Annotated in this window: 15 protein-coding genes; 4 read left to right on the top strand and 11 right to left on the bottom strand. The window is 53.8% G+C overall.

What is annotated here, in order from left to right:
* Positions 1–57: 57 nt before the first annotated feature.
* From IGQ15_RS01085 to IGQ15_RS01065, 5 genes are all read right to left on the bottom strand, one after another.
* Positions 58–420: a response regulator gene (locus IGQ15_RS01085; protein ID WP_297047809.1), complete on the bottom strand. Its 363-nt coding sequence runs from the start codon at positions 418–420 to the stop codon at positions 58–60.
* Between the two features lie 131 nt (positions 421–551).
* Positions 552–1,406, bottom strand: coding sequence for an ABC transporter ATP-binding protein (locus IGQ15_RS01080; protein ID WP_297047807.1), 855 nt, complete (start codon positions 1,404–1,406; stop codon positions 552–554).
* Between the two features lies 1 nt (position 1,407).
* Complete coding sequence (cbiQ, locus tag IGQ15_RS01075; protein ID WP_297047804.1) at positions 1,408–2,196, bottom strand: cobalt ECF transporter T component CbiQ; 789 nt, start codon at positions 2,194–2,196, stop codon at positions 1,408–1,410.
* 7 nt (positions 2,197–2,203) lie between these two features.
* On the bottom strand, positions 2,204–2,509 hold the full coding sequence (locus IGQ15_RS01070; protein WP_297047802.1) for an energy-coupling factor ABC transporter substrate-binding protein: 306 nt from the start codon (positions 2,507–2,509) through the stop codon (positions 2,204–2,206).
* Positions 2,502–3,278, bottom strand: a complete 777-nt coding sequence (locus tag IGQ15_RS01065) for an energy-coupling factor ABC transporter permease (protein ID WP_297047800.1) — start codon at positions 3,276–3,278, stop codon at positions 2,502–2,504. Before IGQ15_RS01065 ends, IGQ15_RS01070 begins: the two co-directional genes overlap by 8 nt.
* 239 nt (positions 3,279–3,517) lie before the next feature.
* Between IGQ15_RS01065 and IGQ15_RS01060 the strand changes: the two genes are divergently transcribed.
* Together IGQ15_RS01060 and IGQ15_RS01055 are read left to right on the top strand one after the other, a co-directional pair.
* Positions 3,518–3,823, top strand: a complete 306-nt coding sequence (locus tag IGQ15_RS01060; RefSeq protein ID WP_297047798.1) for a cell division protein SepF — start codon at positions 3,518–3,520, stop codon at positions 3,821–3,823.
* A gap of 7 nt (positions 3,824–3,830) precedes the next feature.
* A complete protein-coding gene (locus tag IGQ15_RS01055) occupies positions 3,831–4,217 on the top strand; it encodes a hypothetical protein (protein WP_297047797.1) in 387 nt (128 codons plus the stop codon).
* On the opposite strand, the gene recF is transcribed toward IGQ15_RS01055, so the two are convergent.
* Genes recF through IGQ15_RS01035 form a run of 4 tightly spaced genes read right to left on the bottom strand, consistent with a single transcriptional unit; the run spans position 4,156 to position 7,705 of the window.
* Entirely contained in the window at positions 4,156–5,295 is a 1,140-nt protein-coding gene (gene recF, locus IGQ15_RS01050) for a DNA replication/repair protein RecF (protein WP_297047795.1), read from the bottom strand. The genes IGQ15_RS01055 and recF overlap by 62 nt on opposite strands.
* Positions 5,296–5,784, bottom strand: a complete 489-nt coding sequence (locus IGQ15_RS01045; protein WP_297047793.1) for a DUF427 domain-containing protein — start codon at positions 5,782–5,784, stop codon at positions 5,296–5,298.
* A 57-nt stretch (positions 5,785–5,841) separates the two neighbouring features.
* Positions 5,842–6,489 (bottom strand): response regulator transcription factor, encoded by a 648-nt coding sequence (locus IGQ15_RS01040; protein WP_297047791.1) that lies wholly within the window; start codon positions 6,487–6,489, stop codon positions 5,842–5,844.
* Between the two features lie 7 nt (positions 6,490–6,496).
* On the bottom strand, positions 6,497–7,705 hold the full coding sequence (locus IGQ15_RS01035; protein ID WP_297047790.1) for an amidohydrolase: 1,209 nt from the start codon (positions 7,703–7,705) through the stop codon (positions 6,497–6,499).
* Positions 7,706–7,981: 276 nt separating this feature from the next.
* Here IGQ15_RS01035 and IGQ15_RS01030 point away from each other — a divergent pair, with 276 nt between their 5' ends.
* Positions 7,982–8,203, top strand: coding sequence for a DUF4327 family protein (locus tag IGQ15_RS01030; protein ID WP_024123956.1), 222 nt, complete (start codon positions 7,982–7,984; stop codon positions 8,201–8,203).
* Between the two features lie 37 nt (positions 8,204–8,240).
* Here the strand turns inward: IGQ15_RS01030 and IGQ15_RS01025 are convergent, their stop codons facing one another.
* Both IGQ15_RS01025 and IGQ15_RS01020 read right to left on the bottom strand, forming a co-directional pair.
* The gene (locus IGQ15_RS01025) at positions 8,241–8,594 is read right to left on the bottom strand and encodes a hypothetical protein (RefSeq protein ID WP_297047787.1); all 354 of its coding nucleotides are present in this window, start codon (positions 8,592–8,594) and stop codon (positions 8,241–8,243) included.
* Between the two features lie 59 nt (positions 8,595–8,653).
* Positions 8,654–10,195: a bifunctional pantoate--beta-alanine ligase/(d)CMP kinase gene (locus IGQ15_RS01020; RefSeq protein WP_297047785.1), complete on the bottom strand. Its 1,542-nt coding sequence runs from the start codon at positions 10,193–10,195 to the stop codon at positions 8,654–8,656.
* A 253-nt stretch (positions 10,196–10,448) separates the two neighbouring features.
* Here IGQ15_RS01020 and IGQ15_RS01015 point away from each other — a divergent pair, with 253 nt between their 5' ends.
* Positions 10,449–10,769, top strand: a complete 321-nt coding sequence (locus tag IGQ15_RS01015) for a hypothetical protein (protein WP_297047784.1) — start codon at positions 10,449–10,451, stop codon at positions 10,767–10,769.
* Positions 10,770–10,842 lie beyond the last annotated feature (73 nt).

The raw sequence follows: 10,842 nt of genomic DNA, 5'->3' as shown, positions 1-10,842 counted from the left end.
TGACGCCCCACGGCTTTTTTAGGCGAATGTGGCTACGTTCTTGGATTTAGTTTAGTGCTATCCCAGCAGTTGCTTGACGGTGGCCACCAGTTCTGCCGGATCAAAGGGCTTAGTAATATAGGCATCTACCCCCTGTTTTTTGCCCCAGTGAATATCAAATTCTTCACCTTTGGTCGTACACATGATCACAGGCACATTTTGGGAAGCGGCCTCCCCTTTAATCCAGCGGCAAAGTTCATAGCCATTCATGCGCGGCATCACTACGTCTAGAATCACCAAGTCTGGGCATTGAGCCTTGATCTTTTCTTGGGCTTCAACACCATCCTCGGCCTCAACAACGTCATAGCGTTGCTCTTTCATCAGCTCAACAATCATTGCCCGCAGGGTAGGGCTGTCATCAACAATCATAATTGTGGCCATATAAAGTTTTCCCGGATGCCGCAGTGGATTAGTTAAACAATAAGATTGTTGTCTTGGGCAGTTTAGAGTAAAGTGCCCAGTTTCTAGGATACCCACTTTTGAGCATTTTTCTAAACCCTGTGAATGCGCTCTTAATCGGTGTTCGGTGGAACTTGGAGGCCTTTTAGCCAAATTCGTACAAGGGCGGCGGCGGTTCGGGGCAATGGCTGGTTTCGTCGCCAGGCAGCGGGAAATTGGTGCCAAAGGTCTAGGAGAATGGGGCTTCCCAGATTAGGAGCAAGGATCGGCCACTGCTCAAAGACGTGACACGCGCGATCGCTCACGGTGACTTGACCATTGACGAGCACCATGATCCAGTCTGCCCAGCCATAGGCAAAATCAAGATCATGGGTGGCAATCATAATCGTGGTTCCCTGCTGGTGAATGTTCTCTAGGGCTTGCTCCAGTTGCTGCCGCTGCTGATAGTCGAGATAGATGGTGGGTTCATCGAGCAGTAATAGGGTTGGTGCTAAAGCCATTACCCCAGCCAGTGCCACCCGCCGTTTTTGTCCCAAACTCAGGTGATGCAGGGGGCGATCGGCGAGATGAACTAAATCAAAGTCCTCTAGGGTTTGGTACAAACGGGCTTCAACTTCGGCGGTGGGTAGGTCTAAGTTGTACAGTCCATAGGAGATGTCCTCCGCCACGGTGGCTGCCACCAGTTGCTGTTCGGGGTCTTGAAAGACCAAGCCAATGCGTTGGCGCCACTGCCGCAGGCTGTCAGGTTGATAGAGGAGCCGTTGCCCTTGCCAGTAAATTTCACCGCGATCTCGCCGATAGAGGGCTGCTGCCAGATAAAAGAGGGTTGATTTGCCTGAGCCATTCAGCCCCAACAGCGCAACTTTCTGCCCCGCCTCTAGGGTAAAGGAGCAGTCTTGCAGCACAGGGGTAGTGGTATTGGGATAGCGAAAGCCAACCTGATGGAACTCCAGTAGGGGCACAGACATCTCAGGCGATTGCATTCAGTAGAATGAGGGCACCGCCACCAATGACGATTTCAAGACCATACCGTTGCGAATAGGCATAGGACTGGGGACGCAATACCCGAAACTGCCCCTGAAAGCCACGACTGAGCAGGGCAAGGTTCACTTGTTCATAGCGGTACAGAGACTGCCGCAGGAGTTGAGCCGCCAACAGGCTCACACTACAGAACCAGCGCGATCGCCGTTGATAGCCGCCGCGTGCCCGCTGCGCCAATTGCAGCGTGAAAGCGATTTCCAAGAGGGTGAAGATATAGCGGTACATCAACATCAGAATATCCAAGATGAAATGGGGAACCCGCCAGCGCTCAGCCACGCCCAAAAGTGACGGAAAGGGGGTCGTCAATAAAATCAATAGTAAACAGGTGCTGGCAACCATTGTCCGCAATCCTAGGGCCAAGCCTTGGTGCAATTTCTCGGCACTGACAAAAAGCGACCAGCCCATAAGGGAGAGGTCACTGAGAACCACTTGCCCCGAAGCCCTTAAAGTCTCCGTCGGAAGGATTTGTACCACTAACCCCGGCAAACTCACCAGCCAAAACGCAGCGACTGTGGCCAAGAGGGTGAAATAAACCCGCCACGGAATGCGCGCGTAACCAAGAATCCATAGACTCAGCCACAGCCAAAGCAAACTCTGGACAAGGGGGCGAGCCAAAAACGTGAATAACAGGCTGGCGGTCGCGAAAATCAGCTTTTGTTCAGGGTGCAGATGCCGCAGACCATTGGTGTAGGCATAGGCATCGAGGTGATGGTGCATTGACTGCTCAGGACTGTTGTGATTTTGAGGCGGCGGCTGCCTTTTGGCGATGGCGTTCGCGATACTGACCCAAGATAAACCCCATGACCCCTGCACCCAATGCCGCTTGAAGGGCAAAAAGCAGTGACTCGACTTCGGCGCTGGGGGGTTCAAACAATGGCTCTGCCCAAGGTTCAAAGTCTGGCGCTACCTCGCTAATTAACGCTTCGGCTTGGGCATCGGCACCTTCAAAGTCACCCTTAACCAGCAGTAGGGGAAGTGTACTTAAGAAAATTGCGCCGCCCAATAGAAACGCCACTGTTTTTTTATTCATTTGATTCCCCTCCAGGCAGGAGTTTTAAGGTTTGCAATTCTGCTGTGCAGTATGTGGTCAACCAGCTCCACACCAACACCGTGAGTAACCCTTCACTGATCGCAAGGGGAATCTGCGTCACAGCAAAGAGCGCCGCAAACTTGGCAAAAGCTGTCGCCACCCCACCCATACTATCGGGAAAAGCCAATGCCAATTGTAAAGAGGTCACAGAGTAGGTGACCAAGTTACTGATCAGAGCAGCACTAAAAATCGCGATCGCTGGCTTAGCCGTGGCACGGGAGACTCCCCAATAGGTAAACCTAGCCAACCAAGGTCCCACCACCGCCATTGAAAAGCCATTCGCTCCTAGGGTGGTCAGGCCGCCATGGGCAAGGAGCAGGGCTTGAAAGAGCAGCACCAATGTCCCCAGCACTGCCATTAGCGGTGGCCGAAAGAGAACTGCCCCCAAGGCAATCCCCATCGGATGGGAAGAGCTACCCGTGACGGAAGGAATCTTCAACGAGGAGAGGACAAAGGCATAGGCACCGGCCAAGGCAATCAGCAGGGTTGACTCTGGTTGCTGTTGAATCTGTTGTCGCAGTGCCCATAGTCCCCATGTCAAAAAGGGTAAAAAAAACAGCCACCAGCCCAGTGCCCAGCCAAGGGGCAAAAACCCCTCGTTAATGTGCATCGCCAAGGCGGGATTAGGACTCGCGACCACAAGATACGCGGTCAGAAGGGCGATCGCCCCAAGGGAGCCATATCGCTTTGCTTGGCTACTTTTGATCATTGAGACATTCCTAAACCTAAGTGCGCCTCATTGTAGTGCACAACGGGTGACTTGAATATGCCCAGTGGGGGCTGCAACAGATATTAGAAACAGCCATCTATGCTCAAGAATTCATTGGTGGCAGGACTGTAAAGTTGAAAGTTGCATAGATGTTGATGTAGTCGGTATAACAGAATGAAGTTTAATCTCAATCATTAGGTGATGAAGTACTGTTGCGATGTTCCCAGGGGGGAGTTGTCATGAGTGAACTGACTGCCTTTGGTCATTCCTTGAGTAGTGGCTATGAAGTAGTGGTAATCAAGCCGCAGTCCCTCAGTGATACGACCTTGATCGTTCAAGCGCTGCGGGCTGACAAGGCAGTGATTCTCAACCTAGAGCACCTCGATGTCACCGAGGCACAGCGTATTTCTGATTTTGCCGCTGGCAGTACCTATGCCATCAATGGCCATCAGTCGCGCCTTGGGGATGGTGTCTTTCTCTTTACCCCCAGCATTATCAATATCCAAGAATCCACCCCAACACCCACCCCCGCTGGACTGATCTAAGCCATTCATGACCCCTGAAGAGCTGCTTGCAGTCAGTGAGTGTCAAGAGATTGATCAATTGCTCTTGCCAGCAGCAGATCGCTTTGCAATTCGAGTAGCGGTGTATGCCCAGCGCTATCTGAAAGCCCAAACCGAGGTAACCCCCCTTGAAGACCTAACAGAAGCCCAAGTCTATGAACTGGTGGCAGCAGATCCCCAATTGCAGGCAGAGGAAGAGCGCCAAGGGGGATTCATGACGTGGTATGGCCAAATTCTCATCAGTGCCCTCAAGCAACTGCGGCAAATTGCCGAAAGTGAGGGAGTGCCTATTGCTCAGCTAACCATTCCCCAGATTAGTCGCTGGTTTGAGCAGCAGTGTCAGGCACGCTGGCGATCGTCCCCGCCGTTACCTTAAGAATTTGGGCTTGTTGCCGCCAAGGGGTCCCAAAGGGGGCAAGGTGGGTAGTAGTAATCAGCGTTTGGTAGCGATCGCCCATCACCTCTAATAAAATTCCCTGCCGCTGCAAATCCAATTCGGCGAGGACATCATCCAACAGCAAGAGGGGAGTGTCGCCCACCACACTTTCCACAAGAGCCAGTTCCGCCAGTTTCAGCGCCAATACCAGCGTGCGCTGCTGCCCTTGGGAAGCAAAGTGACGGGCACTTTGCTCATTGAGGCAAAAGCCAACATCATCACGGTGCGGTCCCACGAGACTGGTTTTTTGCAGCAGTTCAATGGCGCGGCGAGCGGCCAAGGCCTCATTAAAGGCAGCAACAATAGCTTCAGAGGTGCCATCCCCAAGGGGCACATGGCTCTCATAAGTCAAGGTTAGTGTCTCGCGAGCTCCACTCAATACCCAATGCCAATCCTGTGCCAAGGGAGCCAAACGTTCAATGAGGCGCTGTCGGCGGCGGATGATGCGGGTGCCATTGATCACCAATTGCTGATTCCACGCTTGCCAGAGGGCTTCATCCCATCCTTGGCTGCCCGCCTGTTTGAGGAGAGCATTCCGTTGGCGCAGGGCTTTTTGGTAGGTTTGCAGGACTTGGCTATAGAGGGGTTCCAATTGCACTAAAATCCGATCCAACCAGTTGCGGCGAATGGTCGGTGTGCCCCGCACGAGTTCCAAATCCAAGCAGGAAAATTCCACCGCATTGAGTTGCCCCAGAAATTCCGCAGTGCGCTTAACGGTACAGCCATTGACCCGTAGAACACGGCCTGCGAGGGGTCGCAAACTCACCGCCAGATCAAGGGGGACGCCTTGGCGCTCAAGGGTGGCTTCAATTTGGGCACTCTCTTGTCCCTGCTGAATGAGGTCGCGATCGCGATGGGTGCGATGGGACTGCAATGTGGCCAGCCACTCCACAGCCTCCAGCAAATTGGACTTGCCTTGGGCATTGTCCCCGACGACGATGGTTTTCGGCGCAGCAAACGTTACCAATTGCTCGCTGTAGTTGCGAAAGTGGCGCAGATGCAGTGATTTGAGAAACACTTACCAGCCCCAAGTGCCCGGTGCCCCCTTAAACGGGCCAACAATGTCCGGAGTAATCCAGCCGCCATAGAAGCCCCCCGGTTGCGGAATCACCACCACACCATCCACGGTGCATTCATCCATCAAAGCAGCATAGAAGGCAATGTAGTTGCGGATCGGCGCAAAGGCGGCAGTGGGTTTGGGATAGTACCACGCCGCATTATCAGCTTGGCGATCGCCCACCTTGACGTGGTAGTAGGCGCCTTGTCCCTTCCATTCACAGAAGGTTTGCCGTGCCGAGGGCACCAGATACTGCGCCTGCACATCCTCTGGCGGAAAGTAATACACTGGGGGATGACTGGTTTCCAGTACCCGCTGTCCTCGCTGGGTGTCAGCAATCACCACACTATTAAAGACCACCCGCAGATGTTTTGAGGTGGGTTCCACACGGGGCGGACGGGGATAGTCCCAAACCGATTCTTGGCCAGGGGCAGGGGGAATCCGTTGCATCGGGTTTCAGTTCCTCAACACTCTTTCTTCCTTGACCGTAACAGCTATGGCTCAAGCTTAGGAACTGGTTTGTCGCTCCACCAAGCCCTGTTCAATTGCCAGTCGCACCAGTTCAGCCCGATTGTGAACCGCTGTTTTTTGAAAGAGGCTACTGACGTGCTTTTCAATCGTTCGGGCGCTCAAGTGCAGGCGATCGCCAATCTGAGCATTGGAGAGGCCCGCCACCAGCAAAGCCAAAACGTCCTTTTCCCGCTGCGTCAGATCAAGCGCAATCTGCTGGGTTTTGGGCGGCGAGAAGGGCTGCTGTCGCTGCTGCCACTCCATTTGTACCAGTTGTACCCGATCAAGCAGATTACGCACCACCGCTGCCAACTCATTGAGGTCAAAGGGCTTGGAAAGATAGACATCGCCCCCGGTGCGATAGGCACGAATCCGCTCCTCCAGTTCTGTGCGTGCCGTTAGGTAAATTACTGGCAGTAAGCGTAACGAGGGATGCTGGCGCACCTGCCGCACCAACTCATAGCCATTCATATTCGGCATGGCAATATCCACAATCAGCAGGTGAGGCTGATAGCGATGGATCATTTCCAAGGCTTGGGCACCATCTCCCGCCGTCAGGCAACAGTACCCTTCGGATTCCAAAAAGCGACTCACCAACAGGCGGATGCCGGGATCATCGTCGGCAATGAGTACCGTGAGGGACATAGGAAATTTATGTCTCCACTAGACCACAGTATTTCTCCACACAGCGGATAAATAGCTCAACCCCGATACTTAAAACGGTTTCGTCAAAGTCAAAGCGGGGATGGTGGTGGGGGAAATCTAACCCCAGTGTGCCATTGGCTGACCCCAAAAAGAAGTAGCAGCCCGGAACAGCTTTCAGGAAAAATGACATATCTTCCGCTGCCATCGTTTGACAGTGGGATGTGACCCCAGCCGGCACCTCGACGACGGATTCAGCAACAGAGCGTACCAATTTCGCCATCTTGGCATCGTTGACGGTGGGGGGATACATCCGCTCATAGTGAAAGCGATAGGTGGCGCCATGACTCTGACAGATACCCGCAATCACCTGTTCAATGCGCTGGGGTAGCCAGTCCCCCAACTCTGGCTTAAAGTATCGCACTGTTCCCCGAAACGTCGCGGTATCGGCAATCACGTTCTTTGCGGTGCCCGCATGGACTGCCCCCACGGAGATCACCGCAGTCTCTAGGGGATCCACATTGCGCGAGACGATGGTGTGCAAGGCCGTAATGATCTGGGCAACAACGAGAACCGTATCCACCGTAAATTGGGGTAAAGCTGCGTGTCCCCCCTTGCCGTGTACCTCACACTCAAAGAATTCCGCTGCCGCCATCAACGGCCCACTACGCACCCCCACCGTACCAACGGGCAGAAAATTCCAGAGGTGCAGGCCAATAATGCCATCTACTTTGGGGGCATCGAGAACCCCCGCTTCAATCATTGGTTTAGCCCCACCGGGACCTTCTTCCGCCGGTTGAAAGATGATTTTGACTGTACCAGCAAAATCGCGGTGCTCAGCAAGATATTTTGCAGTCCCAAGGGCGATCGCTGTGTGACCATCGTGCCCGCAGGCGTGCATTTTCCCCTCATGGAGAGAGCGGTAGGGCTTATCATTTTCCTCCTGCACCGGCAGCGCATCCATATCGGCGCGAATCGCTAGCACCGGCCCCGGTCGCGATCCCGGAATCACTGCCACAATCCCCGTTTCCGCAATACCTGTGCGATGCTGAATGCCCCATTGGCGCAGTTTCTCACTGACAAAGGCCGCCGTCAGGTGTTCCTGAAAGCCCAATTCTGGCCGTTGGTGCAAGTAGCGTCGCCACTGCACAAGTTCGGGTTGTAGGGCAGCTACCTCTGGACGTAGTTGGCAGCTCAGTTGGGGAAGATGGAAAGCCATGGGGCAATCTTTAAGATTTTGTTTAGCATTCACTTCTAGGATAAAGCATGCCCTTAGCGAGCGGATGGATGCGGATTGATCTTGCGCTTTGAAGGCAACTTTGGCACCCCCTACTTCCACCAGTAGTAGGATTTTTTGGTCAGAACCCCCTGACTTAGGAAACATTTGTTATTATGACAGGTAGCTCCCTAGGGCAAAAATTAAAATAGTTCAGTATTGCATATTACACTTTGCCAATTCTGAATCCTAGGGTCTCTTCAGCCAAACGAGGATGTTATGGTTCAATCCCTTCAATACTCCATCGAACTCGTCAAAGATGAAGCACGACGACTGGTGGCCAAAGGTGTGGTGAGTCGGCAGCAGCCCATTTACACCCTCTGCCAGTTTGTGCCCGTTCGGGAGTGGCCCCTCATTGAGGCAGAGCTAGAGCGCTGTGATTTTATGCTGCGCGATCGCATTGGCGACCTCATTGGTCGTGAGTGCTGGGACAACGACTAAAGAGCAATCGTTACCTACTTCCCCTAAGGCTCAAATCCTAGGACGTGGGTGCCTGTGAATCCTGCTGTAGATCTTGGCGAATGGCTCGTAGCGCTTCCAGAAGCGTTTGAATATCTGCGGCTAGGTCAGCACTCCCACGAGGAGCAGGCTCAGGGGGCGAAGAGGATTGCTGCTGTTGGGCGATGAAGGCTTGAATCAGTTCCCGTGCTTGCGCTTCGGTAAGGCGGCCTTTCTCAGCACAGATGGCGGCCAGTTGGCGGGCATCCATCCGCAGTTGCGTGAGGTATTCTTGGCGCTTGGCCTCATCCTGTAGGGATTCAATGGCAGCAGCCGCAGCCCCAATACCGGTGTAGTAAAGTTGCTGGGCAAGTTCGAGGGGATTGCGATCCATGTGAGTTGATCCCGAAGCAGACTATCCTTTGTTACTCTACGGGAAATCTCCCTTCCTCATCAAGGTTGAGGAAAGCGACTGCGGTAGAGATGGACAATTTTACTCACCACCTCATCGATCCCCAAGTTGTCCGTACAGACTTCTATGGCATCGGCGGCTTTGCGAAAGGGGGCGTAGGTGCGTTGCTGATCCGCCGTGTCGCGCGCGGTAATCTGGGCGAGCAGTTCCTCATAGGAGAGGTCGCATTGACCCTGCTGTTGTAATTCCTGCCAGCGGCGCTGGGCACGCTCTTCGGGCGAGGCCGTTAGGAAAATTTTCAAGCCTGCCTCGGGAAAGACATGGGTGCCAATATCACGACCTTCGGCAGCAATGCCCCCATTGGCTCCGATCGCCCGCTGTTGTTGTACCATTAGCCGTCGCACACCGCGCAGGGCAGCAATTTGAGACACCCGTTGCGTCACCTCTGGGGAACGAATCGCTTGGCTGACCTCGCGATCGTTGATCCACACTCGCGTTGGTTGAGGGGGATCACTGCTTTCAAGACGCAGCTGGCAATGGGCGATCGCCTCTACGACCCCTGGCTCATCACTGAGATCAATGTTATTTTCCAAGCACCACCAAGTTACCGCTCGATACATGGCACCGGTGTCAAGGTACTGCAACCCTAGGGCTTGGGCTGCCAGTCGCGTCACGGTTGACTTCCCCGCTCCGGCAGGGCCATCCACTGCCAGAATTGGCAGGCGGCGATCCAATAGGCAATTGTCAATGAGGCGCGTTTGCCCCACCCAACCCGCAATTGCCAGCAGCCCCACGGTCTCAATGCGTTCCAGTGGCACAAGGGTCTGGGGATGCACCAACTCGGCATAGTCGAGGCGCAACTGGGGAAACTGGCGCAGATGGTTGTGAACCTGCCCCAAGAGATCGCTGGCGGCAAAGCAGCCCTGCCGAAAAGCAGCAGTCGCTATCTCTAGGCTCTGGCTTAGGGCTAAGGCCGTGGCGCGATCGCCCGCACTGAGGTATTGGTTGCGGGAACTGAGGGCAAGGCCATCGGCATCGCGGACAATGGGGCAGCCAATGATCTCCACGTCCAGATTCAAGTCCGCCACACAGCGGCGAATCATCGCTAACTGCTGGGCATCCTTTTGGCCAAAATAGGCGCGATCGGGCTGCACCAAATGCAACAGCTTCAGCACAATTGTTGCTACCCCGCGAAAATGGCCGGGACGCGATCGCCCACAGAGGCGTTCCGTTAACTCCCTTGGCGGCTCCACCACGGTCAAGTTCTCCATCCCTGTCGGGTAAAGCTCAGCGACACTGGGCACAAAGAGCAAATCCACCCCTAACCGCTGACAAAGCGCCGTATCGGCCTCAAGGGTACGGGGATAGCGCTCCAAATCCTCGTGGGGGCCAAACTGAAGCGGGTTGACAAAAATACTGACAACGACCACATCGCACTCTTGCTGTGCCCGCTGGATCAAGGCGGCATGACCCCCATGAAGGGCCCCCATTGTCGGCACAAAACCAAGGGTGGTTGCGGGAGATAATGTGCCAAGGGCAGCCTGTAAACCCGCCGTAGTGGTCAAACGGTAAAACTTACCCATAGAGTGCTTCGGGGGCGATCGGTGCAGTTTTGATACAATCTGTCATATTACAATGCTCGTGCCCACTTTTTCTGACCAAAGTTTGTACATTTGTTGCAAGGGCTTTAATCTTGGGGGCAGGTTGTCTAAAATTCAGGTACCTTTGTTTCTCTGTACTTGCCAACCCTGTCACGGAACCCCCATTTCACCCTCCTTAGTCAAACGCTTACTTTTTAACTGGAACTGTTCAGCATACGCCGCGAGGATAGCCCCTATGGTCAATGAATTACAAAACGGCTTACAAAAATACCGTTTCGTCTGCACCCTCACCTTCGGGGATATTTATGGCCAAGTGATTGTTTGGCTGATTGTGATCTTTATTGGTTTGGCCGCGTCCCTCACCCTTTACAACAATCCAGTGCAGGCGTTTCTTGTCGGGGGGCTAATTTTGGTCTTAACTTTGCCCTTTTTGCTCTTTGCCTTTGTCACGACACTGCTCAATCATATTGAAATGCGACCTGTGACAGTGACAGAGAAGAAAAAGCGCAAAGATGCCGCCGTGTCCTCGACCACTGAAGTGGCTCCAGCGAATTGAATTAAAGAACCCTATAGCGGGCGATCGCCCCCAAAATGCCACACTGAGATTAACGCTGAGGGGACAATTTTAT

This window comes from Thermosynechococcus sp. M98_K2018_005, assembly GCF_015295825.1.
In the GTDB taxonomy this organism is placed as follows: Bacteria; Cyanobacteriota; Cyanobacteriia; order Thermosynechococcales; family Thermosynechococcaceae; genus Thermosynechococcus.
The sequence above is the reverse complement of the archived record's forward strand: the minus strand, read 5'-3'. Positions and strand labels throughout refer to the sequence as shown.

What these genes read in the sequence shown, in the direction of transcription:
- IGQ15_RS01085 (WP_297047809.1), bottom strand. Translation starts at nt 420, where the DNA reads ATGGCCACAATTATGATTGTTGATGACAGCCCTACCCTGCGGGCAATG.
- IGQ15_RS01080 (WP_297047807.1), bottom strand. Translation starts at nt 1,406, where the DNA reads ATGTCTGTGCCCCTACTGGAGTTCCATCAGGTTGGCTTTCGCTATCCC.
- cbiQ (WP_297047804.1), bottom strand. Translation starts at nt 2,196, where the DNA reads ATGCACCATCACCTCGATGCCTATGCCTACACCAATGGTCTGCGGCAT.
- IGQ15_RS01070 (WP_297047802.1), bottom strand. Translation starts at nt 2,509, where the DNA reads ATGAATAAAAAAACAGTGGCGTTTCTATTGGGCGGCGCAATTTTCTTA.
- IGQ15_RS01065 (WP_297047800.1), bottom strand. Translation starts at nt 3,278, where the DNA reads ATGATCAAAAGTAGCCAAGCAAAGCGATATGGCTCCCTTGGGGCGATC.
- IGQ15_RS01060 (WP_297047798.1), top strand. Translation starts at nt 3,518, where the DNA reads ATGAGTGAACTGACTGCCTTTGGTCATTCCTTGAGTAGTGGCTATGAA.
- IGQ15_RS01055 (WP_297047797.1), top strand. Translation starts at nt 3,831, where the DNA reads ATGACCCCTGAAGAGCTGCTTGCAGTCAGTGAGTGTCAAGAGATTGAT.
- IGQ15_RS01045 (WP_297047793.1), bottom strand. Translation starts at nt 5,784, where the DNA reads ATGCAACGGATTCCCCCTGCCCCTGGCCAAGAATCGGTTTGGGACTAT.
- IGQ15_RS01040 (WP_297047791.1), bottom strand. Translation starts at nt 6,489, where the DNA reads ATGTCCCTCACGGTACTCATTGCCGACGATGATCCCGGCATCCGCCTG.
- IGQ15_RS01035 (WP_297047790.1), bottom strand. Translation starts at nt 7,705, where the DNA reads ATGGCTTTCCATCTTCCCCAACTGAGCTGCCAACTACGTCCAGAGGTA.
- IGQ15_RS01030 (WP_024123956.1), top strand. Translation starts at nt 7,982, where the DNA reads ATGGTTCAATCCCTTCAATACTCCATCGAACTCGTCAAAGATGAAGCA.
- IGQ15_RS01025 (WP_297047787.1), bottom strand. Translation starts at nt 8,594, where the DNA reads ATGGATCGCAATCCCCTCGAACTTGCCCAGCAACTTTACTACACCGGT.
- IGQ15_RS01020 (WP_297047785.1), bottom strand. Translation starts at nt 10,195, where the DNA reads ATGGGTAAGTTTTACCGTTTGACCACTACGGCGGGTTTACAGGCTGCC.
- IGQ15_RS01015 (WP_297047784.1), top strand. Translation starts at nt 10,449, where the DNA reads ATGGTCAATGAATTACAAAACGGCTTACAAAAATACCGTTTCGTCTGC.